At 68.9% G+C, this 21109-nt stretch carries 21 protein-coding genes; 8 read left to right on the top strand and 13 right to left on the bottom strand.

From position 1 onward, the window contains the following. Positions 1 to 327: 327 nt before the first annotated feature. The gene (locus tag ACLHIH_RS12155) at positions 328 to 1419 is read right to left on the bottom strand and encodes a PucR family transcriptional regulator (RefSeq protein ID WP_411317083.1); all 1092 of its coding nucleotides are present in this window, start codon (positions 1417 to 1419) and stop codon (positions 328 to 330) included. 177 nt (positions 1420 to 1596) lie between these two features. Here ACLHIH_RS12155 and ACLHIH_RS12150 point away from each other — a divergent pair, with 177 nt between their 5' ends. After that, a complete protein-coding gene (locus ACLHIH_RS12150; protein ID WP_411317082.1) occupies positions 1597 to 2901 on the top strand; it encodes a cytosine permease in 1305 nt (434 codons plus the stop codon). A 69-nt stretch (positions 2902 to 2970) separates the two neighbouring features. Then, positions 2971 to 4461, top strand: a complete 1491-nt coding sequence (locus ACLHIH_RS12145; RefSeq protein ID WP_411317081.1) for an amidohydrolase family protein — start codon at positions 2971 to 2973, stop codon at positions 4459 to 4461. Between the two features lie 551 nt (positions 4462 to 5012). Here the strand turns inward: ACLHIH_RS12145 and ACLHIH_RS12140 are convergent. Beyond that, positions 5013 to 5300 carry an ArsR/SmtB family transcription factor gene (locus ACLHIH_RS12140; protein ID WP_411317080.1) on the bottom strand — a complete coding sequence of 96 codons (288 nt, stop codon included), beginning with the start codon at positions 5298 to 5300 and terminating at the stop codon, positions 5013 to 5015. A 113-nt stretch (positions 5301 to 5413) separates the two neighbouring features. Beyond that, positions 5414 to 5578 carry a zinc transporter permease gene (locus ACLHIH_RS12135; protein ID WP_411317079.1) on the bottom strand — a complete coding sequence of 55 codons (165 nt, stop codon included), beginning with the start codon at positions 5576 to 5578 and terminating at the stop codon, positions 5414 to 5416. A gap of 268 nt (positions 5579 to 5846) precedes the next feature. On the opposite strand from ACLHIH_RS12135, the gene ACLHIH_RS12130 reads away from it, so the two are divergent. After that, entirely contained in the window at positions 5847 to 7361 is a 1515-nt protein-coding gene (locus ACLHIH_RS12130; RefSeq protein WP_411317078.1) for a hypothetical protein, read from the top strand. Further along, on the top strand, positions 7358 to 8356 hold the full coding sequence (locus ACLHIH_RS12125) for a L,D-transpeptidase (RefSeq protein WP_411317077.1): 999 nt from the start codon (positions 7358 to 7360) through the stop codon (positions 8354 to 8356). The genes ACLHIH_RS12130 and ACLHIH_RS12125 overlap by 4 nt, the downstream gene beginning before the upstream one ends. On the opposite strand, the gene ACLHIH_RS12120 is transcribed toward ACLHIH_RS12125, so the two are convergent. Together ACLHIH_RS12120 and ACLHIH_RS12115 are read right to left on the bottom strand one after the other, a co-directional pair. Next, positions 8340 to 9146 (bottom strand): nitroreductase family protein, encoded by an 807-nt coding sequence (locus ACLHIH_RS12120; RefSeq protein ID WP_411317076.1) that lies wholly within the window; start codon positions 9144 to 9146, stop codon positions 8340 to 8342. The two genes, ACLHIH_RS12125 and ACLHIH_RS12120, sit on opposite strands and share 17 nt — an antisense overlap. Then, positions 9146 to 9517 (bottom strand): hypothetical protein, encoded by a 372-nt coding sequence (locus tag ACLHIH_RS12115; protein ID WP_411317075.1) that lies wholly within the window; start codon positions 9515 to 9517, stop codon positions 9146 to 9148. Before ACLHIH_RS12115 ends, ACLHIH_RS12120 begins: the two co-directional genes overlap by 1 nt. A 165-nt stretch (positions 9518 to 9682) precedes the next feature. On the opposite strand from ACLHIH_RS12115, the gene ACLHIH_RS12110 reads away from it, so the two are divergent. Continuing rightward, positions 9683 to 10075 carry a hypothetical protein gene (locus ACLHIH_RS12110; protein WP_411317074.1) on the top strand — a complete coding sequence of 131 codons (393 nt, stop codon included), beginning with the start codon at positions 9683 to 9685 and terminating at the stop codon, positions 10073 to 10075. A gap of 32 nt (positions 10076 to 10107) precedes the next feature. Here ACLHIH_RS12110 and ACLHIH_RS12105 read toward each other — a convergent pair whose 3' ends face one another. Both ACLHIH_RS12105 and ACLHIH_RS12100 read right to left on the bottom strand, forming a co-directional pair. Beyond that, positions 10108 to 10473: an MmcQ/YjbR family DNA-binding protein gene (locus tag ACLHIH_RS12105; RefSeq protein WP_411317073.1), complete on the bottom strand. Its 366-nt coding sequence runs from the start codon at positions 10471 to 10473 to the stop codon at positions 10108 to 10110. Continuing rightward, complete coding sequence (locus tag ACLHIH_RS12100) at positions 10470 to 11024, bottom strand: DUF4287 domain-containing protein (protein WP_411317072.1); 555 nt, start codon at positions 11022 to 11024, stop codon at positions 10470 to 10472. Before ACLHIH_RS12100 ends, ACLHIH_RS12105 begins: the two co-directional genes overlap by 4 nt. 181 nt (positions 11025 to 11205) lie before the next feature. Here ACLHIH_RS12100 and ACLHIH_RS12095 point away from each other — a divergent pair, with 181 nt between their 5' ends. Beyond that, positions 11206 to 12663, top strand: coding sequence for an alpha-amylase family protein (locus ACLHIH_RS12095; protein WP_411317071.1), 1458 nt, complete (start codon positions 11206 to 11208; stop codon positions 12661 to 12663). A 67-nt stretch (positions 12664 to 12730) separates the two neighbouring features. On the opposite strand, the gene ACLHIH_RS12090 is transcribed toward ACLHIH_RS12095, so the two are convergent. The 6 genes from ACLHIH_RS12090 to ACLHIH_RS12065 all read right to left on the bottom strand — a co-directional run bounded on the left by ACLHIH_RS12090 (position 12731) and on the right by ACLHIH_RS12065 (position 18700). Further along, positions 12731 to 13288, bottom strand: coding sequence for an MOSC domain-containing protein (locus ACLHIH_RS12090; protein ID WP_411317070.1), 558 nt, complete (start codon positions 13286 to 13288; stop codon positions 12731 to 12733). Continuing rightward, entirely contained in the window at positions 13281 to 14615 is a 1335-nt protein-coding gene (locus ACLHIH_RS12085; RefSeq protein WP_411317069.1) for a M18 family aminopeptidase, read from the bottom strand. Before ACLHIH_RS12085 ends, ACLHIH_RS12090 begins: the two co-directional genes overlap by 8 nt. Positions 14616 to 14864: 249 nt before the next feature. Continuing rightward, positions 14865 to 15623 carry an ABC transporter ATP-binding protein gene (locus ACLHIH_RS12080; RefSeq protein WP_411317068.1) on the bottom strand — a complete coding sequence of 253 codons (759 nt, stop codon included), beginning with the start codon at positions 15621 to 15623 and terminating at the stop codon, positions 14865 to 14867. Next, positions 15620 to 16660, bottom strand: a complete 1041-nt coding sequence (locus ACLHIH_RS12075; protein ID WP_411317067.1) for an iron chelate uptake ABC transporter family permease subunit — start codon at positions 16658 to 16660, stop codon at positions 15620 to 15622. The genes ACLHIH_RS12080 and ACLHIH_RS12075 overlap by 4 nt, the downstream gene beginning before the upstream one ends. Next, positions 16650 to 17579 carry an ABC transporter permease gene (locus tag ACLHIH_RS12070; protein ID WP_411317066.1) on the bottom strand — a complete coding sequence of 310 codons (930 nt, stop codon included), beginning with the start codon at positions 17577 to 17579 and terminating at the stop codon, positions 16650 to 16652. The genes ACLHIH_RS12075 and ACLHIH_RS12070 overlap by 11 nt, the downstream gene beginning before the upstream one ends. Positions 17580 to 17728: 149 nt before the next feature. Beyond that, positions 17729 to 18700 carry a siderophore ABC transporter substrate-binding protein gene (locus tag ACLHIH_RS12065; protein ID WP_411317065.1) on the bottom strand — a complete coding sequence of 324 codons (972 nt, stop codon included), beginning with the start codon at positions 18698 to 18700 and terminating at the stop codon, positions 17729 to 17731. Between the two features lie 122 nt (positions 18701 to 18822). Between ACLHIH_RS12065 and ACLHIH_RS12060 the strand changes: the two genes are divergently transcribed. Together ACLHIH_RS12060 and ACLHIH_RS12055 are read left to right on the top strand one after the other, a co-directional pair. Continuing rightward, the gene (locus tag ACLHIH_RS12060) at positions 18823 to 19665 is read left to right on the top strand and encodes a siderophore-interacting protein (RefSeq protein ID WP_411317064.1); all 843 of its coding nucleotides are present in this window, start codon (positions 18823 to 18825) and stop codon (positions 19663 to 19665) included. 60 nt (positions 19666 to 19725) lie between these two features. Next, a complete protein-coding gene (locus ACLHIH_RS12055; protein WP_411317063.1) occupies positions 19726 to 21054 on the top strand; it encodes a GNAT family N-acetyltransferase in 1329 nt (442 codons plus the stop codon). Positions 21055 to 21109 lie beyond the last annotated feature (55 nt).

The raw sequence follows: 21109 nt of genomic DNA, 5'->3' as shown, positions 1-21109 counted from the left end.
GAGCCCTCGCTCGCGGGCGCGCGCGTGCGCGGAGTAGGAGTTGCGGCACCCGATGCGGCGCGGCGGGCACACAGCCCGGCGCGCCGCATCCGCCGTCCTACTCCGCGCACGCGACGACCTGCTCCGCGCACGCGACGACGTGCTCCGCTCACGCGGGCCGGATGTTCGGGTGCCGGCCGTTCGCTCGCGACACCGGCTCTCGCCCTCGGGTTCATCCCCAGCGCAGGAGTTTCTGTTGATCCCACACGTTCTGCAGGAGGTTTTGCTCCGCGAATGACGCGAACTCCTGCAGCTCCGACAGCAGCACCAGCACCACCCCGCCCCCACCTACCGCCCGCGGCTCTCGAGCGCGAGGGTCAGCGTGACGCGGTCCCCGAAAACCGTCGGGTCGAGCCCCGTGATGGTTTCGACCCGCGCGAGCCGGTTGCGCACCGAGTTGACGTGCAGAAACAGCTCTGTCGCGGTTGCCGAAACCGATCCGCCGCTCGCGAAGAAGGCGTCGAGGGTCTGCACGAGCTGGGTTCCGTGCCGGGCGTCGTGCTGTTCGAGCGGGGCGAGCACGTGGTCGCGGAAGGGCGCGAACTGGTCTGACGACATGCGCCCGAGCAGGCCCGAGAGTGAGGCGAGGTCGCGCGGACCGGCCGAGCGACGCCGCGACGTCGCGATCGCGAACGCCGCAACGCTCTCTTTGAGTGAGTGGTGCAGTTGGTCGAGCGGCGCCATGCGTCCGACACCGACCACGCCCGCGGCATCCGAATCGAGAAACGCCTGCAGGTAATCGTGCTCGGCCACGACGACGGTGTGGCTGTCGAGGTCGCCGACGACCGTGAGCCCACCGATCGCCACATCGGTTCCCGCCGCGAGACACACGGTGCCGAAGGTCGAGGCCGCCGCGAATTCCCCGCCGAGCTGGTCGCGCAGCACCCACGGGCTCGCGAGACCGCGGCGGATGTAGTCGAGCAGGAGACCGTTGTCGCGTCGCCGTTGCACGCGCTCCCGTGCCGCCCCGTGCAGCGCCGCGAGCTTCTCGGTGAACGCGACGAACGGCAGAGTGTTGGGCACGGTGAAGAGCGCGAGGCCGCGGGCGTCGGCGAGCGCGGCGAGCCCCGCGGGAGGGGTGTGGTCGACGACATCCACGGCGAGTCCGATCGCGGCGGCGTCGCTCGCGATGAGCGCGTCGACGAACGCGGCGCACTTCGCGGCCGTATCGAGGTCCGACCCGACGGTGAGGATGATCTCGTCGCCCCGCAGATAGGGCGACGGGTCGACGAGTTCGGTCGCTTGCGCCCAGCGCACCCGGTGGTCGACGCCTGTCGCACCGGCCACGAGCGTCACGTCGAAGCCCGGCCACTCGAGCACGTCGGCGACGGTGATGGCCGCGTCGAACGCCTCGGTCGGGGGAGTTTCGGGCGAAACCATGGCGAAACACTAGGGCGGCAATGTGTCAGCCGTGTGTCACCGCATTGTGCGCGAGCACACTGTGGCACCCGGTCGCGCTATGACCTCCCCCACACCTCGATCAGCGGATGCCGCGGCGCTCCTACTCTGGGCGCACCCTCCTCCCCAGCTCCGCCCAGCCGAAGGAACCCCACCACCATGACCGCGACGACCTCCGCGCCCGGCTCAGCCGAGACATCCGCCCCCATCGACCCCGACTACCCGCTGGCCAGGGTTCCGAAAGAGCACCGCAAGACCAACGCCTCGGTCGTGATCGTGATCGCGGGCTTCCTCTTCTTCACCCCGACGATGTTCGCGGGCGGGCAAGTGGCGGTGGAGTTCGCGTTCGGCGAGTTCCTCGGCCTCGCGGCGGTCGCGACCCTCGTGCTCGCGACCTACATCGCGCTCATCGGCGGCATCAGCGCGCGCACCGGTCTCACCGCGGTGCTGCTCGCTCGGGCGGTGTTCGGCAAGATCGGCGGCAAGTGGTCGTCGATCCTCCTCGGCGGCACGCAGATCGGGTGGTACGGCATCACGCTCAGCACCCTCACCGACTTCGTGGGCCGCGCGTTCGGCCTCGACTACACCTGGCCGCTCGCCGTCATCGGCGGAATCGCCATGGCGACGACGGCCTACTGGGGCTTCAAGGGCATCGAGGTGCTGAGCTGGGTGTCGGTTCCGCTCATGCTCGCGCTGTGCGTCTGGGTGCTCGTGCTCTCGCTCGACGAGGTCGGCGGCCCCGCGGGCATGCTCGCCCTCGAGGGCAACGGCGGCCTGAGTGTCGGCGCGGCGCTCACGATCATGATCGGCACGTTCATCAGCGGGGGAACCCAGATGGGCAACTGGACGCGCTTCGCCCGCAACGGCAGCGTCGCGATCGCCGGAACCTTCGTCGCCGTGATCGTGGTGCAGTTCGCGATGCTGTTCTTCGGTGGCGTCGGCGCGACGGCGTTCGGCCAGAGCGACTTCGCCGAACTGCTCGTGCAGCTCGGACTCCTCGTGGCCGGCCTCTTCCTCCTCGTCGCCAACCTGTGGACGACCAACGACAACACCGCATACGCCTTCGGTCTCGCCGGCGCAGAACTCTTCAACAAGAGCGACAAGCGACCGTTCATCATCGCGGGCGTCATCCTCGGAATCATCATCGCGATCATCAACGCCGGCAGCGTGCTCATCCCGTTCCTCTCCCTCCTCGGGGTGCTCATCCCGCCGCTCGGGGGCGCGCTCATCGGCTACTTCTACCTCGTGTGGAAGGGCACAGACCCCGGCATCGTCTACGGGTCCGAGCCCCTCGTGCGCTGGAGCGGACTCGCCGCCTACCTCGCCGGCGTCGCCGCCGCGGCCCTCGGGTCGACGTTCGACTTCGGCATCCCCGCGGTGCAGGGCATCATCGTCGCGATCATCGTCGCGCCTCTCGCAGCCATGATCGAGAAGCGGATGTCTGGAGCTCGCGTCACCGCCTGACCACCCCTCCTCATCCCCGAGTTCCATCTCGGCCGCGCACCCCCGCACCACCACGAATCGAGCACACCTATGAGCACGTTCATCTCCTCGGCCACCGTCATCACGATGGACCCGGTCACCGGCAGCACACCGATCACCGCGAGCATCCGCATCGATGACGGCCTGATCGTCGCGATCGGCACCGACCTCGTGCCCGGCGCGGGTGACACCGTCATCGACGGCACCGACCGGCTCGTGGCCCCGGGCCTCGTCAACGCGCACACGCACTCGTGGGAGACCCTCTTCAAGGGCCGCTACGACAACCTGCCGCTCGAACTGTGGATGCTCTTCTCCTACCCGATCCTCGGCAACAGCCACGTCTCCCCCGATCTGGTTCGCCTCCGCACGCAGCTCTTCGCGGCGGAGAGTCTGAAGGCGGGGGTGACGACGGTCATCGACGATGTGCTCGAGAATCCGACGCAGGACTTCGATCAGCTCGACGCCGTGTTCGAGGTCTACGGCGAGGTCGGCATCCGCGCCAACATCTCCGGGCACATCATCAACAAGCCGTTCGTCGACACCCTGCCGTTCGTCGCCGACCTGCTCGACGAGTCGGTGCTCGCCGAGGTGCGCGGCGCCGACATCCCGACCACCGACGACTACCTCGCGTTCAGCCGCGAGGCGTTCACGCGTTACCACGGTGCCCACGGCGGGCGGCTGCGATACATGGTCGCGCCGTCGGGTCCGCAGCGGTGCACCGACGACCTGCTCGTCGGCGCCACGCAGCTCGCCCTCGAGAACGACGCGGAATGCCACATCCACGTTCTCGAAACCCAGGTGCAGCGCGTGACCGGGCAGGAGTTCTACGGCAAGACCCTCCCCGCCCACCTCGCCGAGATCGGCGCTCTCTCACCGAACACGACGTTCGCGCACGGAATCTGGGTGAGCGACGACGACATCGCCCTCATGGCCGACGCGCAAGTGTCGGTGTCGCACAACCCGATCTCGAACATGAAGCTCGGCTCGGGGCTCGCACCCTGGCGCAAATACCAGGATGCCGGCGTCAACCTCGGTCTCGGAAGCGACGGCGCCTCGAGCAGCGACACCCCCCGCATGCTCGAGGTGCTCAAAGCCGCGGCCCTCCTCCACAAGGTCGGCGACAGCGACTTCGAGCTGTGGCCGACCGTCGACGAGGTGCTGCGCGCCGGCACGATCGGTGGCGCGCGCAGCGGCGTGCTGCACGAGACCACGGGCTCGCTCGAGGTGGGCAAACGCGCCGACCTCGTCGTCTACAACCTCGACACCCTCGCCTTCACGCCGCGCAACAAGCTCGACCTGCAGCTCGTCTATTCGGAGAACGGCAGCAGCATCGACTACGTCATGGTCGACGGAAAGATCGTGGTCGACCACGGCGAGCTCACGACGATCGACGAGCACGCGATCATCGCCGAGTTCGCGTCCCGCCGCACCGAACTGCAGTCGTGGCAGGACGACCTCGAGAAACTCAACCGCGTGTTCGTGCCCGGCTTCACCGAGATGTACCACCGGTGCACGGGGGCGGCGTCGCTCGCGGGGGTGTGAGTGCGGGGTGCGGGTGTGGTGTGGGTGCTGAGCTCGGGTGCGGGTGCGGGTGCTGATTGCAGGCGCGGATGCGGGTGCTGAGCGCAGGCGCGGGGCAGCTTTGAGCTCGCCGAGTCGCGCCTGACCCCTCGAACGTGGGCGGAGTAGGACGTGGGGCACGGCACACGGCGTGGCGGGCGCTGACCTCGGCGCGTCGCATCCGCTCTCCTACTCCGCGCACGGCGGGGGCGGATGTTCGCGCCCGGCCGGTCACCTCCCGCACCGGTGCTCGCCCCCGGGTCCATCCCGGGTCCATCCCCGCTGCAGGAGGTTCTGTTGACCTCACGCCCCCTGCAGGAGGTTTTGAGCTCGCGAACCCGCGAACTCCCGTAATTCGGCGCGGCAACCATGCCCACCGGCACTCCGAACCCGGGTCCATCCCCATCGCACCAACCGGCCTCGCCCCCGGGTCCGTCCCCGCTGCAGGAGTTTCTGTCGACCTCATGCCCCTCGCAGGAGGTTTTGAGCTCCCGAACCCGCGAACTCCCGCCATTCGGCGGCAGCAGACCGCCTCAGCCTTCGAGCGCGTGCTTGACCGCGTCCTCGACGATGTGCACGACGTGCGCGTCGGCGATCGCGTAGTGGGCTTCGCGGCCCGACCGTTGCACGCTCACGAGCCCGGCGGTGCGCAGAATGCGGAGGTGCTGGGAGACGAGGGGTTGCGACATCCCGCTGCGGTCGGCGAGATCGCCGACGGTGGCCTCCCCGCTCTTGAGCGCCTCGAGGAGGGTGAGTCTGGATGCCGACGACAGCGCCTTGAAGAGTTCGGCGGCGGGTTCGAGGTCGGCGGTCACCCTCATATATAAGCGCACTTTTATGGGTCGCGTGGCGCCCCAGGGTGAGAACACAAGGCATCACACAATGAAGGGCCCGACCATCCGGTCGGGCCCTTCATCGCTGTCGAGCTGCTGGCTTACGCCTCGCCGTGCTCGTCGTAGTGGTCGTCGTGCGCCGCGTGGCGGTGTCCGTCGTGCACGTAGTCGACGTGGTCGCCGTGTGTCACGGTCTCGTGGCCGCAATCGGCGCCGTGCGCGTGGTCGGTGACGGTGTGCTCCGCGAGGGTTTCTGTCTCAGCCATGGGTGCTCCTTGTTTCGTGTGGTCTGGGTGCCCGGTGCGGGCTGACTCCAGTAGAGCACAATACATAAACACTTTGCAATGTGTTTATCTAATTGATAACGGTGATCACTCCGGTGCTCGATAGCGAGCGGCTGACTCGTCCTCCCCAGGGCGAGTCACCGCCGCCGCAGCACCGATCCCACTCGACCCCGCTGGGCCCGCCTCACGCCTCCGTACCGTCGACGACACGTCGCCGATCGGCGACACCCCCCGCGCCGAGAGGACTCGCATGCCGCGCCAGCCCGACCCCATCGCTCCCCGCCCCGACCCGCAACCACCCGCACGCGCTCGACGCACCATCCGCACCCTCCTCGCGACCGTCGTCGTGCTCGCGTGCGCCCTCGGAGGAGCCCTCGCCGTGCCGCACGCGGCTGCAGCCGCCGAGATCGGGCCCGGCTACCAGCAAGCGGGAAAACCGCTCAACCATCTCGGGGGCTATCGCACGCCGAACGGCACGATCGCCTATTGCATCGAGGCCGGCCTCCCGAGCCCCGTCGGCGGAGCGACGACCGACCGCGGGGTGCGCGACCGCATCAACGGGCTCGGCCCCGTCAAGATGCAGCGCCTCGGCGTCGTGCTCGCGCGCCACGGGGCCACAACGGATAACCGCACCGCCGCCGCCGTCGCGATGACGGTCTGGAGCATTGCCGACGCGAAGCGGTATGCCGCGGCAGGCGGCGACTCGCGAGCGCTGCGCCGCGCGCCCGAGTCGCAGAGGGCGCGAATCGCGGCGCTCGCGAAGAAGTTCCGCGCCGAGGCAGCTGCCTACACGCCCGTGACCCCACGAGCAGAGCTGCGCCTCACGATCGACGAGCACGACGAGCGCCGCGGCTTTCTCGAGGTCGAGCTCGACCCCGCTTCGGCGAGCGCGACCGTCGAACTCGAGGGGGCTGTGTTCGGCGAGATGGACATCGAGAGCGAGGCAGAGAGCGGAAACGACCTCGAGGGCCCGTCGGCCACCGCAGACAACGCCGATGACCACACCTCCGACCCCGCGAGCACCGACCCCGCAGCGACGTCCACGACCACGTCTCCCCGCGCTCGAGTGTCCGATGGCGACCGTCTGCCGATCACCGCGGTCGCGCCAGACGCCGCCGAGTCGTGGTCCGTCTCGGCTTCGAGCGACGACATCACGGTCACCGGGATTCCGAGTTCGTCTGTCCGGGTCTTCGCGACACCGCGCGCCCAGACCCTCGTGGCGGCAGCGCCGCCGACCGCAGCGGTCGCATCGGCCACGGCGGCGGATGTGCGCGACCGTCGCGTTCCTCTCCTGTCGACCCTCGCGCAACCGACGGCCGTCGCGGGCAGCACTGTTCGCGACGTCGCGACCCTCGCGGGCGTGCCCGTCGCGGGGCTCCGGCTGACGTTCGCCGGATACCTGCAGCCCGCCGATGCGACTGAACCCGTCTGCACCGACGAGACCGTCATCTACCGATCGACGGAACCCTCGATCGTCGACAGCGACGGGGAGTTCCCCTCCGAGGAGTTCGCGACGACTGCCGACCACGTCGGCACGATCTTCTGGATTGCCACCGCGTCGACAGCCGACGGTGTCCCCCTCGCGGTGGGCGCGTGTGGCGATCCGGCGGAGATCACGACGATCGCCGCGCCACCGACCCCACCCGCACCCCCGGTCGAGACCCCACCAACTCCGCCCACCCAGACACCGCCGACACCGATACCGCCGACCGCAACTCCGCCGACCCCGTCGACGCCGCCTCGCCTGCCCGTGGTGAGCGGATGACCGCGCGCGCCGGCATCCGCCCCCGACTCGTCGTGGGTGCGAGCGTCACCCTCGCCCTCGCGGCGGTCGCAACCGCGGCCGCACTCACCCTCGGTGCCGCGTTCGGCGCCGGCGGGTGGGGCGGGTCGGGCAATAGGTCGGGCAGCGACCGCGCACCCGGCCACCCGGGCGCCGACACCGTAGACATCCGCGAGGTCGGCGACTCGGGCTCGGAGGGTGCGACAGACACTCCGACCGCATCCGGAGACGTGCCCCCGGTGCCCGGCCCGCTCGACGACCACGAGCTCGCCGCCCTTCCCGAGGCTCGCTACGACGCCGTGATCGCGGGGCTCATGGCGACGAGCGGCGCCGAGCCTCTCCCCGATCGCCGCCACACGATCGACGGCACGATCGCGCTCTACGGCACCGATCGGGCGACCCCCGTCGCGACCCTCCCCGCGCTGAACTTCCTCGGCGAACCGACGGTGGTCGTGCCACTCGAGACCGAGGGCGGCTGGGCCCGCATCCTCACCCCCGCGCGGCAGGCCCTCCCCTCGGAGAACGGCGGCACCGCGCCGGCGCAGACGTCGGCGTGGATCGACTCCAGCACGCTCGACCCGGCGACCGGGTCAGCCTCGCAGTCCCTCGAGCACGCCATCACCGTGTCGGTGTCGGAACAGACCCTCACCATCACCACCGCGGGCCGCGTCACCGAGAGCTTCACCGTCGGCGTCGGAACACCCGAGACACCGACACCCACCGGCGTCACGGGCTACCTGCAGGCCCGCTACCTCGACCCCGCCCAGAATCAGAGCGTGCACCCCGTGCAACTCACGTCACTGCACGCGGCCGACGACGACGAACCGTTCGGCGGCAGCGACGGCGGCCTAATCGGACTCCACTACGCCGAGAGTGCGTCGGGTGCGGTGTCCCACGGATGCATCCGGCTCAGCGCCGAGGCGATCGCCGCTGTCACGGCTCTCCCCCTCGGCACCCCCATCACGATGGAGGAGTGACGTCATCCCATCCGGACTGCGGGGTCTCACACGTTCCCCGGAAGACGTACTGCGATGGGAGCTTGCGCTGATGGCTCGACCAGTCGATCGCCGGACGCCGCTGCTCGGGCGGCAGGTAGCCGAGTCGGTAGACGGCCATGAGTTCGAGCTCGTCCGGCACCCTCAGCAGGTCGACGATCTGCTCCCACTTGCCCTCGACCTCCATCGGAAACGACACGAACTGGATGCCCATGCCGAGCTCGGTCGTCGTGAGCCACACGTTCTCCATCGCCGCCCCCATGCTGAAGAGCGAATAGAACGACGACAACTGGCCCGGGCGGTACTCCGAACGATCGAGCATGACACCGAGGAGCAACGGCGACCCGGCCACGAGCTTGCGGTTCTCCTCGCCGAGAGTCTGCGGAACCCGGAGGGTGTTGAGCATCCGCTGGCCGCGCTTCGTGAACACCTGGCTCGTGAACGGGCGCAGCGGCGCGGGCAGCTTGTCGAAGAGCATCCCGTCGCGGCGGCGCTCCATCTCCTCGGCACTGAAACGAAAATAGGGCTTGTACCGCTCGAAGAATGTGCCGTTCGACATCGCCGACGTCATGCTCTCGCCGCTGATCGACGCGATGCGCTCGATCGTGTCGCGCTCCTCCACGATCACGAAACGCCACGGTTGCGAATTCAGTTGAGACGGCGCGCGCCCGGCCACCTCCATGAGCACCCTCTGATGCTCGAGCGACACCGGGTCGGGCAGAAAAGCGCCGTTCGTCGTCTTGCGGCGACGAATCGCGTCGAGCAGATCCATCAGACCCTCCTAGACCGGACGACACCGGCGACGAAAAACGGCGCCGCCGACAGCGACACCGCGACATGCTTGCGCGACCGCGACCCCAGAAACGGGATGAGCGCGAGGGGAACGACAGCGGGCGCGAGGGCGACAGCGGCAGCAGGCCCGCGCGCACCCCCGCATCCGCGTCTTCGCCCGCGCGCGCGTCCACCCCGGACGGCACCCGAGACGATCGCCGCACCGGCGAGCGCGAACGTCGACACATACAGAGCGTGATGCACCCAGCGGAACCCGCTCGAGTCGACGAGCTTCAGCGCGACACTCGACCCGAGAGCGCAGTTCGCCGCATAACTGGTGAGGGCGGCCACGAAAAGAGGCGCCGACGACATGACCCGAGTCTCCCCCTCCCCCACCTGCCAGACAAGTGGTTGCGGCCGGGGGCGCGACCTGACACGCACACCGATCCGATAACGACCGGGGCCCCAATTGCCGCGCGCCGACCCACACGGCCCCGCACACCGGATACCGTCGGAGAAACGAATCCTGGGGGACGAGTGCTCACACAAACCACCGCCGTGCTGGCCATGCTTCTCGGCGCCTTCCTCGCGGCTGTCGCCCTGCCACTCGTCGCCGTCGTCATCCTCGAAGGAATCGTGTCGGTGATCCGCCGCGCCGGCATCCGCACCCTCATCATCGGCGTGTTCGTCACCGCCGGGGTCGCGGCGGCGAGCTACTTCCTCTGGACGTTCGGCGTCGGCGAGCTCGCGGGCGAGGCCGACGACGACGCCTACATCCAGTCCATCCGCGACCTCGTGCGCACGATCCTCAACTACACGGTGCCCCTCGCGCTCGTGATCTTCGGCATCCGACTGCTCGTGCTCGGTGCGCGCCGGCGGCGCCAGCGATCCCTCGAGCGGTTCGAAGAGGAATACGCGCCGCGCCGCTAGCGAACGCCGAGTGTGCCCAGCAGCCCAGCAGCTCAACCGGACGACTGCGCAGGCCTCCGCACCTTCGGGCGCACGAGCCGGTGGCTGTCGGTGATCAGCTGCTCCACGAGATCGTCGGGCACCGCACCCGCACCCGCACCACCGAGGTCGATCGTGATCCAGTGCTTCTTGTTGAGGTGGTAGCCGGGGGTGATCTGCGGGTAGGCCGACCGCAGGGCGACGCTCTCGTCGGGGTCGCACTTGAGCGACACCGAGAAAGCGCTCGCTCCGAGGTCGCTGAGCGCGAAGATCTTGCCGTTGCCGCTCGTCTTGAACACCGACGTGGACTCGTCGAACGGAAAGGTCTCGGTCGCTTGCGGCAGCGCGAGACAGAACTCGCGCAACTCGTCGGGGGTCATGCGCGCTCGTAGGCGCGGCGCAGCCAGTCGACGACGTCGGCGTCGAGGTCGTCGGATGCGCGCAACCCCACCCTGTGGGTGACCATGCTGTTCCACGAGCCCGCGGCGGCGAACCTCTCGGTGGTCGCGGCATCCGGGAGCTTGATTCCGAGGTCGAGCCGGGACGCACTCGGCTGCACGATGGCGAACTTCGCGGTGCCCTTGAGGAGACTCACGTAGGTGTTCGTCGCGGCAAGCGACACCTCACCGAAGCCGCGCGCCGTGTCGACGAGAGAGTCGAACAGCGGACGCCACTGCGCCTTCGACCCCGCGAAGAGCGACTCGAGTTTCTCGTCTTTCGACAGCCCGGCCTTCGCGGTCTTGCCGAGGGTCGCGACGATCGCCATCGCGTGCCCTTTGCCGAGCCCGAAATCGCGCGCGAGCCACTCGACGATCTGCGCGGGTTTCACCCCCGGCTCGAGCAGGCCCTGCTTCTCGGCGAGCACGCGGAAGTCGGCGGGAGTCTTGCCCGTCTTGGACTTGATGGTGTCGAGGTAGGCCTGGAATGTCATCGGCAGCTCCTTCGCTCTCGGCGGTGTGCGCCCGGGGCACGCCGGTCGCGCCGGTGTTCGTCGCGCCGGTGTTCGTCGCGCCGGTGTTCGTCGCACGCGGGTTCGTCGCACCAGTATCGTGCGGGCCGACGACATCGTCCATACCCATCTGAGCTCTCGGAGCGCGCCGTAGATTGGTCGGATGCCCGACCTCGCCGCACCCACCGCCCACCGCACCCCCGATTGGGTCGCGCACTCGATCTGGTGGCACATCTACCCGCTCGGTTTCGCCGGCGCCGACACGACGGGTGCCGACCGCACCCCTCCCGCCGACGCCGCCCGTGCGAACGCCTTCGAGCGGATGTCTGCGTGGCTCGACTACGCGCTCGAGCTCGGTGTCTCGGGCATCCTGCTCGGTCCCGTCTTCACATCGGAGACGCACGGGTACGACACGACCGACTACTTCGAGATCGACCCGCGATTGGGCTCGATGGACGACTTCCGCTCGTTCTGCGCCGACGCCCGCGGCCGCGGCATCCGGATCATGCTCGACGGGGTCTTCAATCACGTCGGTCGGAGTTTTCCCCCGTTCGAGCGCGCGCAAGCGGGTGGGGAGGAGCTGTCGTGGTTCCGTCCGATCGAGGGCGGCGACGACGCAAGCCCCCGGTTCGAGAACTTCGAGGGCCACGACGCCCTCGTCGCCCTCAATCACGACGCTCCCGCCGTGCGGGATCTCGTCGTCGACGTGATGAACCACTGGCTCGACGCGGGCGCCGACGCTTGGAGACTCGACGCGGCCTACGCTGTTCCGAGCGACTTCTGGGCCGAGGTGCTGCCGCGCGTGCGCGCCGCGCACCCCGACGTGTTCGTCGCGGGCGAGGTGATCCACGGCGACTACGCGCAGCTCGTGGTCGAGGGAACGCTCGACGCGGTGACGCAGTATGAGGCATGGAAGGCCACGCGCAACTCGATCGCGGAGCGCAACTTCTTCGAGCTCGCCTGGACCCTCGAGCGCCACAACGAGTTTCTCGACACTTTCGTGCCGTTCACCTTCGTCGGAAATCACGACGTCACGCGCCTCGCGAGCGCGGTCGCCGAGGAGTCGAACCTGCCGCACGCTCTCGTCGTGCTCTTCACGATCGGCGGCACGCCGGCGATCTACTACGGCGACGAGCAGGGGTTCGTCGGCGAGAAAGAGGATCGCGCGGGCGGTGACGACGCCGTGCGCCCCGCCTTTCCCGACAGTCCAGCCGAGCTCGCCGATGAGGGATGGCCGCTCTACCGCGTGCACCAGGAGCTCATCGGGCTGCGGCGACGTGCGCCGTGGCTGCACTCGGCCCGCGCGACCGCGCTGCACACCGCGAACACGGTGTTCGTCTACGAGGCGCGGGCGGCGGCATCCGACCCGGGTCGGGGTGACGACGCGGGCAGCGCGGGCGCCGCGTCAGCCGACGGCGCCGCGGGGCGTTCGATCGTCGTCGCGCTCAACATCGGCGACGACGAGGTGACGGTGACCGCAGACGCGGATGCCGCGGCCTCGGCTCTGCGCGCAACCCCGACGCTCCTCGCGGGGACCGCCCACCTCGACGCCTCCGACCCGGGCGGGCGCGGCGTCATTCTCACGATCCCCGCGCACGGCTGGGCGGTGCTCGGGCAGTAGTCGATCGGCAGTCGTCGTTCGGCGGGGTGGCGGGATGCGACGCGACGCGACGCGACGCGACGCTGCGCTACACGACCCCGAGCGCGACGTGCGGTTCGGCGGGCAGCTCGACGCGGATGTGGTCGCCCGCGCGCACCTCGCCTCCCGCGACGACGACGCTCATGATGCCCGACTCGCGCAGCACCTCGCCGTCGGGTCCTTTCGACACGAGCGCTTTCATGAGCCCGGCCCGCAGACCGTTGATGAGTTTGCACGGGCTGCGCAGCCCGGTCACCTCGACCACGGCGTCCGCTCCGAGGTGCAATCGTGTGCCGAGCGGGAGCGTCAGAATGTCGAGGCCCGCGGTGGTCACGTTCTCTCCGAGCTCCCCCGCTGCGACGTCGAAGCCGCGGTCGACGAGCTCGCCGAAGAGTTCGGAGTGCAGCAGGTGCACTTGCGTGAGGTTGGGGCGCCCGGGGTCTTTGCGCAGGAGGTAGCGGTGCTGGGTGGTCGCGCCCGCGTGGGCGTCACCCTCGACACCGATGCCCTCGATGAGGCGGATGTTCGGCACCACGGCTTTGCTGAAATCGTGTTCGGGGGCGCGGCTCACCGACACCACCCGCGGGCCACGGGTCGCGTCAGTCACCGCGGCCGCCGGTCGGGGCGAGGAACTCGCGCATCGCCGCGGAGAGTGCGGCCGGGTCATCCGCCCCGCACAGTTCGCGCGCGGAGTGCATCGAGAGCAGCGGGATGCCGACGTCGACGGTGCGGATGCCGAGCCGCGTCGCCGTGATCGGGCCGATCGTCGACCCGCACGGGAGGGCGTTGTTCGACACGAACTCCTGAAACGGCACCCCCGCCGCGGAACACGCGCGCACCCACTCGGCCGCGCCGACGGCATCCGTCGCGTAGCGCTGGTTGGCGTTGATCTTGAGGAGCGGTCCGCCGTTGACGATGGGACGGTTGGCCGGGTCGTGCCGCTCGGGGTAGTTGGGGTGCACGGCGTGGCCGGCATCGGCCGAGAGGTGCATCGAGCTCGCGAATGCGCGCGCCCGCTGCGATTCGGTGGCGCCTGTCGAGACGCGCGCGAGCACGTCGGCGAGGAACGGCCCCGCGGCACCGGAGGTCGTCGCCGAGCCGACTTCCTCGTGGTCGAAGGCGGCGAAGACACTGATGACGGGAGCGTCGGATGCGGCGCTCGCGACGTCGAGGATGGCGGCGAGTCCGGCGTGCACCGACGACAGGTTGTCCATGCGGCCTGCGGCGAAGAGACGCTCGTCGGCGCCGAACACCGCGGGCGCGGCGGTGTCGGCGACGGAGATGTCGTAACCGGCGACATCCGCTCCCGTTTTGCCCGCGAGCGAGGCGAGGTGCCCGACGATGTCGGATCCGCCGTGAGCGTCGTCGGCGCCCGCAACCCCGATGATCGGGTTCAGGTGCTTCTGCGGGTCGAGCCGCAGTCCGTCACTGTTGACGCCGCGGTCGAGGTGCACGGCGAGCTGCGGAAAGCGCAGGTAGGGCCCCGTGCGCACGAGCGCCGTCGTTCCATCGGTGAAGGCGAGGCGCCCGGCGAACTCGAGCTCGCGGTCGAGCCACGAGTTGTAGAGCGGGCCGCCGTAGACCTCGACCCCCGCCTGCACCCACCCGTGGGCGGTCGTCGACGGTTTCGGCTTGAGCTTGAAGCCGGGCGAATCGGTGTGGGCCCCCACGATGCGGAACGGCGTCGTCGCGGTCGCCCCGGCCGGCACGACCCACGCGATGATCGCGCCGTCGCGCACCACGAACCGCGTGGCTGCTCCGTGCGCGGATGTCTCGTCCTCCTCGCCCGGCCACGCGTCGGGCTCGGCGAGCTGCGTGAACCCGGCCTCGACGAGGCGGCGCGCGGCCTCATCGACCGCGTGGAACGACGACGGCGACGCCTGGAGGTATCGAGCGAAGTCGTCGAGGTGGGCGCGGGCCGGCGTGATGGTCATCGTGCCATTCAAGCACCGCGGGTGAGGGCGAGCCGTCGACACCGAAATCGCAGGAGTTTCTGTCGAACCCGCACCCCTCGCAGGAGAACCTGCCCCTCGGATGCCGCGAACTCCTGCAATCCGCACACCCCCGGGCCGCACACATCCGCCGCCCCGCACGCCCGCACCCGCACTTACGCCCACCTCCGCACCCGCAGCCACGCCCACCTCCGCACCCGCTCCGTCACCGGTATCCCGCAACCGCACCCGTCACCCGTAATACAGCGCGATGCGCTGACCGTCGATGTCGCGAACATCCACGTCGACCTCGTACAGCGAGCCGAGCACGTCGGATCGCATCACTTCGAGCGGTGTGCCGTGTGCGACGACTCGACCGTCTTTCATCGCGATGATCTCGTCGGAGTGAACCGACGCGAAGTTGATGTCGTGCACGACGATGACGATGCGCTTGCCGGTCTCGATTGCCGTGCGGCGCAGCAACCGCATGATGTCGACGGCGTGCTTCACATCGAGGCTGTTGAGGGGCTCGTCGAGCAGCACGTAGTCGGTGTCTTGCGCGAGAACCATCGCGATGAACGCGCGCTGTCGTTGGCCACCCGACAGCTCGTCGAGAAAACGCGATTCGAGTGCCGCGAGGTCGAGGTAGGCGAGGGAACGTTCGATGATGTTCTGATCCTCGACCGTCAGGCGCCCCTTCGAATAGGGGTAGCGCCCGAAACCGACGAGGTCACGCACGGTCAGTCTCGCCGTGAGGTGGTTGTCTTGTCGGAGCACCGCGACCCGCGTGGCGAGGGTCCCGGTCGGGGTCGTGTGCACGTCGTGGCCGTCGATGGTGATGGCTCCGACATCCGTCGGGATCAGTCGAGCGATCATGCCCAGCAGGGTGGATTTGCCGGCGCCGTTGGGCCCGATGATCGACGTGACTCCAACCGCTCCGAACTCGATCGACACGTCGTCGACGACGCGCTCCCGGCCGTACGACTTGCTGACAGACGCGACGGTGATCATCGCACTCCCCTTCTCACGAGCAGAACGATGAACAGGATGCCCCCGACGAATTCGACGATCACGCTCAGCGCGGTGTCGAGACCGAACGCGCGCTCGAGCACGAGTTGCCCACCGACGAGGCAGATGACCCCCAACAACACTGTCGCCGGCAGGATGCTCGCGTGCCGGTGCGTGCGCACGAGCGCGTAGGCGAGGTTGGACACGATGAGCCCGAAGAACGTGACGGGACCGACGAGAGCGGTCGACACCGCGACGAGAACCGCGATGAGAACGAGCATGAGGGTGACGACGCGTCGGTGGTCGACCCCGAGCCCCGTCGCGTGGCTTTCGCCGAGCCCGATCACGTCGAACACGCGCACGAGCCGCAGCGCGATCGTCGAGACGATGACCACCACGATCCCGGAGATGAGCACGAGGTCTTCGTCGACCGCGTTGAAGCTCGCGAAGAACGAGTCTTGGAGCACCGCGAACGAGGCGGGGTCGAGCATGCGCTGAAACAGGCTCGAGACGCTGCGGAACAGCACCCCGAACACGATCCCCACGAGCACGAGCAGATGGATGCTGCGGCGAACGCCCGCGAACAGCCACTGGAACAGCAGCGTCGAGAACGCGACCATGAGCGCGACCTCGACGACCCACGACACCCGCGGGTCGGCAACGGCGAGCGCGGTCGACCCGAAGAAGAACACGACCACCGTTTGAATGAGCACGTAGAGCGAGTCGAAACCCATGATCGACGGTGTCAGGATGCGATTGTCGGTGATGGTCTGGAAGAGCACGGTGGAGATCCCGATCGCGAAGGCGACGATGACCATCGCGACCACTTTGCGCGCGCGGAACGGGATCGCGAACGAGGGACTCCCGACGATGCCGACGGTGAGGAAGAGCACGATCGTGGCGGCCGCGACGATCGCGAGCACGGTGAGGAGCACGATCGGGCGCTGGACGAACACCATCGCCCGAGCGACAGGCGAGGGCATCCGCGAGTCGACGACCTCCGTCTGGGCGCGGCTGTTCGCGGGGACGTCAGTGCGCACGTGCGGGCCTCCTCAGCAAGAGGTAGAGGAAGAGTGCGGCCCCGACGACCCCGACGACGACTCCCAGCGGAATCTCGTAGGGAAAGCGGATGACGCGACCGATGATGTCGCACGCCATGAGGAACGCGGCTCCGAGCGCGGCGACCCAGGGAATGGAGCGCCGCACGTTGTCGCCCATCATCATGCTCACGACGTTGGGCACGATGAGCCCGAGAAACGGGATGACCCCCGCGGTCACGACGACGATGGCTGTGACGGTCGCGATGATGAGGAGCCCGAGGGCGAGCACTCGCCCGTATCGGAGCCCGAGGCCGGTGGAGAACTCCTGGCCGAGGCCGGCGACACTGAACCGGTCGGCGGCGATCCACGCGAGGACTGTCATCGCGAAGGCGAGCCAGAGCATCTCGTATCGGCCGCGGAGGATTCCGGAGAAGTCGCCGGTCATCCAGGTGCCGAGGGTCTGCAGCAGGTCGAGCCGATAGGCGAAGAAAGTGGTGACGGCACCGATGACCCCACCGAGCATGATGCCGACGAGGGGCACGAGCACGATGGAACGAACCGGGATGCGCCGCAGGATGAGGAGGAAGAGCGCTGTTCCGGCGAGCGAGAACACGGCGGCGACGGCCATCTTGCCGAACAGACTCCAGGTGGGGGCGAAGACGGTGACGACGAGCAGGCCGAGCGCTGCCGACTCGGCGGTTCCGGTTGTGCTCGGTTCGACGAATTTGTTGCGCACGAGCATCTGCATGATGAGACCGACGATCGCCATCGCCACCCCGGTGAGGATGAGCGCGACGGTGCGCGGCACCCGACTGACGGCGAGGAGCCGCGCGGCGACGCCGTCGTCTCCCTGGGCGAGGAGACTCGCGGGCGTCACGTCGCTCACCCCGATGAAGGTGCTGACGACGCCGAGCAGCACGACCACACCCACCACGGCAGCGAGGCCCGCGCCGCCGGTGAGGGTACGTCGCTCGCCAGTGAGAGGGCGGGGTCGCGGATGCCGCGGCGCACGTGTCGACGAGGCCTCGGCATCCGTTCCGCTCGCGCGGCGCGCAGGATGGACGTCGATCAGCCGAGGCTCTCGGTGATCTGGTCGACCATGTCGTTGACGGCGGTGAGGCCGCTCATCACGATGTACCACGGCTCGGAGTCGAGGTAGACGATCTGATCCTCGCTTCTCGCGGTCATGCCCGCGACGACCTCGTTGTCGAGAACCTGCTCGGCCGACGACCCCGACTCCCCGATTGCGGCGTCGCGATCGATCACGAAGAGCCAGTCGGGGTCGCTTTCGAGAAGGAACTCGAAGGACACAGGGTCACCGTGGGTGGCCTCTTCGACGTTGTCGACGGCGGTCTCGACCCCGAGCTCGGTGTAGAGCCAACCGAACCGCGAATCGTCACCGTAGGCGGTCACCTCCCCCGCGCTCGTCATGACGACGAGCCCGGTGCCTGCGTCTGCCGTGATCTCTTGCGCCTCGACGATCTTGTCGTCGATCTCCGCGAGGGCGGACTCCGCTTCGCTCTGCTTCTCGAAGATCTCGCCGAGGGTCGTGACGTTGTTCTCGAAGCTGCCGCGGTAGTCCGCCCAGTCGAGGGTGAGGTCGATGGTCGGTGCGATCTCGTTGAGTTCGGCGAGCGCTTCAGCCGACCTGTTGGCGACGACGATGAGATCGGGTTCCGCTGCGTTGACCGCTTCGTAGTCGGGCTCGAAGAGCGTGCCGGCGTCGAGGTATTCGTCGCCCGCGTACGACTCGAGGTACGACGGAACGTTGGCCTGGGGGAACCCGGCGACCTCGACTCCGAGCGCATCGAGAGTGTCGAGGGTCGCCATGTCGAAGGTGATGACCGTCTCGGGGTTGACCGGCACGGTCGTGGTGCCCTGAGCGTGGGTCACCTCGATCTCGGTGGCGGGGTTCGAGTCGCCGTCGGTCGACGATTCGACAGCGGATGGCGACGCGCACCCGGCGATGCTGAGGGCGGCGACGGCGATGAGAGCTGCCGCCGCACGGGGGTGGCCGGTCGCGGAGGTAAGGGTTTTCATGGGACTCCTGTTGTCGGCGGTGCAGCGGGATCGCTGAACACGGTCGTTTTACTGAGGATAGGCTAGCCTAACTTCGCGCCCTCGCCGCGAGCGTTTCGTCTCCGTCTGATCCAAGGAATCGCATGCCCTTTGAGCTCGTTCGCACGCCTCTCGATCTCCTCCGACGCGAGGCGACGCTCACGGAACGGGTCTGGGTCACACCGAATTACGTGCGTGTTCGGCTCGTCGGTGAGGACCTCCGCGAATTCACGACACTCGGCTCGGATGACCACGTTCGCGTGTTCTTCCCCACCGAATCGACCGACTCGGCGAGTTGGCCGAGCAGGGAGTACACCCCGATACCCGTGCCACCCGGATCGCGCGAACTGGGCACGGCTACGAACACCCCGGAAACCACAGACACCCCGGGAGCCCTCGACCTCGAGTTCGTCGTGCACAGCCACTCAGCGCCGTCGGCCGAGTGCGACCCGGCCTCGCTCACCGGCGTCGGAAGCACCTGGGCTTCGACCGCTCCGCTCGGCGCGTCGGTGGTCGTCGGCGGCCCCCGCGGCAGCCTCGTGGTCGACGGCCGCCCCGACGCGTGGTTGCTCGCCGGCGACGAGACGGCGATTCCCGCCATCCGTCGCTTCATCGGGCTCATGCCCGCCGATGCTGTGGGGCAGGTCATCGTCGAAGTCGTCGACTCCGACCACGAGCACGACCTCGACGCACCGGAGGGCGTCGACGTGAGGTGGGTGCACCGCGGAAACCACGGGCGGGAATCCGCCGCGTTGGCTGCCGCGCTCGACGGAATCACGGCCCACGAACGACCCGAGGGCGACGTGTTCGGTTTCGTCGCGGCGGAGCAGTCGATCGTGCGTGCCGGGCGCGCTCTGTTGCTCGAGCGTTGGGGTCTCGAGGCTGACCACACCATCATCAAGGGGTACTGGAAGCGCGGCGACGACGCCTTCCACGCGCCGCACTGACGACCGGCAGCCACCCCGCCCCGACTCAACCCACCCGAGCCGCCGGGCTAGCCTGGAGCAATGACTTTCGACGCGCCATCCGCACCCCTCGACACCCGCTCGGCCGAGACCCTCGCCGAACGCGGATTGCGACTCGGACTCGTCGACACCTCGGATGCCTCGGCGTTCGACACCTGGCTCGAAAGCGACTCGCGCGGCTTCCACGGTGGTGTGCCGTCGCCGGAGAGCCTCGCCGCCCAGCGCGCCGGTCTCGCCTACCGCCGCACGACGGGGGTGTGGGACGAGACCGCAGCCGAATCGCACGCACCCGTGTCGACCGTGAGCTCGTGGGTGAGCGACCTCACGGTTCCGGGCGGATCGGTGGACGGCTGGGCCATCAGCGCCGTGACGGTCGCCCCCACCCACCGTCGCAAGGGGATCGCGCGCGCGATGCTCGAGTCGGAGCTGCGCACCGCCTCGGCAGCCGGCATCCCGCTCGCGATGCTCACGGTCTCGGAGGCGACGATCTACGGTCGCTACGGTTTCGCCCCCGCGGCGATGAGCGCGAAGTGGTCGGTCGACCCTCGCCGGGGATCGTGGACGGGGCCCGAAGCGACCGGTCGCATCCACTTCCTCTCTCGCGAGGCGGCACGCGATCAGCTCGGCGAGATCATCGCGCGAGCGCGCGAGGAGAACCCCGTGCCGGGGGACATCGAGCGGTGGGAGTACCTGACGACGCGCACGCTCGGCTTCGACGAGCCCTCGGGCGACCGCGCGAAGAAGGCGCGCATCGTGCGCTACGACGACGCCGAGGGCACCGCCCAGGGCTTCGCGGTGTTCAGTCTCGCCGAGACCGATGAGAACAACTTCTTGCACACGGTCACTGTGCACGACCTCGTCACGGTCACCGACGACGCCTACGCGGGTCTGTGGCGTTTTCTGCTCGAGATGGACCTTGTGCAGGAGGTGACGGCGGATCTCCGCGCCGTCGACGAGCCCCTCGCGTGGCTGCTCTCCGACTTCCGCGCCACCCGCCTCGCCGATCAGCGCGACTTTCTGTGGCTGCGCATCCTCGATGTCGTCGCGACGCTTGAAGCGCGCCGCTACAGCGCACCCGGTCGGCTCGTTCTCGACACCGCCGACCCCCTCGGGTTCGCCGACGCTCTCGTTCTCCTCGAGGTCGCGGCCGACGGCACCGCCACGGTCACCCCGCTCGACGGCGAGGCTCCGGATGACGCGGCCGCCGTCTCGCTCACCGTCGGCGAGCTCGGCTCGATCTACCTCGGCGGGGTCACCGCTCGCTCGCTCGCGCGCGCCGGTCGCATCGAGGAGCTGCGGCCCGGGTCGGTCGACCGACTCGACGCGATGTTCCGCTGGTCGGACGCCCCTCGCTTGAGCGTCTGGTTCTAACCCTCCCCACGCAGCTCCGCTTCCGCTCCGTGCGCAGATCCAGCACGCGGCGGGC

This window comes from Marisediminicola sp. LYQ134 (assembly GCF_046599635.1).
In the GTDB taxonomy this organism is placed as follows: Bacteria; Actinomycetota; Actinomycetes; order Actinomycetales; family Microbacteriaceae; genus Marisediminicola.
The sequence above is the reverse complement of the archived record's forward strand: the minus strand, read 5'-3'. Positions and strand labels throughout refer to the sequence as shown.

Bases quoted from the DNA above. Each gene is read 5' to 3' on its own strand.
- ACLHIH_RS12125 (WP_411317077.1), top strand. From the start codon at position 7,358: ATGACCGCGCGCGCCGGCATCCGCCCCCGACTCGTCGTGGGTGCGAGC.
- ACLHIH_RS12140 (WP_411317080.1), bottom strand. From the start codon at position 5,300: ATGAGGGTGACCGCCGACCTCGAACCCGCCGCCGAACTCTTCAAGGCG.
- ACLHIH_RS12080 (WP_411317068.1), bottom strand. From the start codon at position 15,623: ATGATCACCGTCGCGTCTGTCAGCAAGTCGTACGGCCGGGAGCGCGTC.
- ACLHIH_RS12065 (WP_411317065.1), bottom strand. From the start codon at position 18,700: ATGAAAACCCTTACCTCCGCGACCGGCCACCCCCGTGCGGCGGCAGCT.
- ACLHIH_RS12150 (WP_411317082.1), top strand. From the start codon at position 1,597: ATGACCGCGACGACCTCCGCGCCCGGCTCAGCCGAGACATCCGCCCCC.
- ACLHIH_RS12060 (WP_411317064.1), top strand. From the start codon at position 18,823: ATGCCCTTTGAGCTCGTTCGCACGCCTCTCGATCTCCTCCGACGCGAG.
- ACLHIH_RS12135 (WP_411317079.1), bottom strand. From the start codon at position 5,578: ATGGCTGAGACAGAAACCCTCGCGGAGCACACCGTCACCGACCACGCG.
- ACLHIH_RS12155 (WP_411317083.1), bottom strand. From the start codon at position 1,419: ATGGTTTCGCCCGAAACTCCCCCGACCGAGGCGTTCGACGCGGCCATC.
- ACLHIH_RS12095 (WP_411317071.1), top strand. From the start codon at position 11,206: ATGCCCGACCTCGCCGCACCCACCGCCCACCGCACCCCCGATTGGGTC.
- ACLHIH_RS12105 (WP_411317073.1), bottom strand. From the start codon at position 10,473: ATGACCCCCGACGAGTTGCGCGAGTTCTGTCTCGCGCTGCCGCAAGCG.
- ACLHIH_RS12055 (WP_411317063.1), top strand. From the start codon at position 19,726: ATGACTTTCGACGCGCCATCCGCACCCCTCGACACCCGCTCGGCCGAG.
- ACLHIH_RS12130 (WP_411317078.1), top strand. From the start codon at position 5,847: ATGCCGCGCCAGCCCGACCCCATCGCTCCCCGCCCCGACCCGCAACCA.
- ACLHIH_RS12085 (WP_411317069.1), bottom strand. From the start codon at position 14,615: ATGACCATCACGCCGGCCCGCGCCCACCTCGACGACTTCGCTCGATAC.
- ACLHIH_RS12115 (WP_411317075.1), bottom strand. From the start codon at position 9,517: ATGTCGTCGGCGCCTCTTTTCGTGGCCGCCCTCACCAGTTATGCGGCG.
- ACLHIH_RS12100 (WP_411317072.1), bottom strand. From the start codon at position 11,024: ATGACATTCCAGGCCTACCTCGACACCATCAAGTCCAAGACGGGCAAG.
- ACLHIH_RS12145 (WP_411317081.1), top strand. From the start codon at position 2,971: ATGAGCACGTTCATCTCCTCGGCCACCGTCATCACGATGGACCCGGTC.
- ACLHIH_RS12120 (WP_411317076.1), bottom strand. From the start codon at position 9,146: ATGGATCTGCTCGACGCGATTCGTCGCCGCAAGACGACGAACGGCGCT.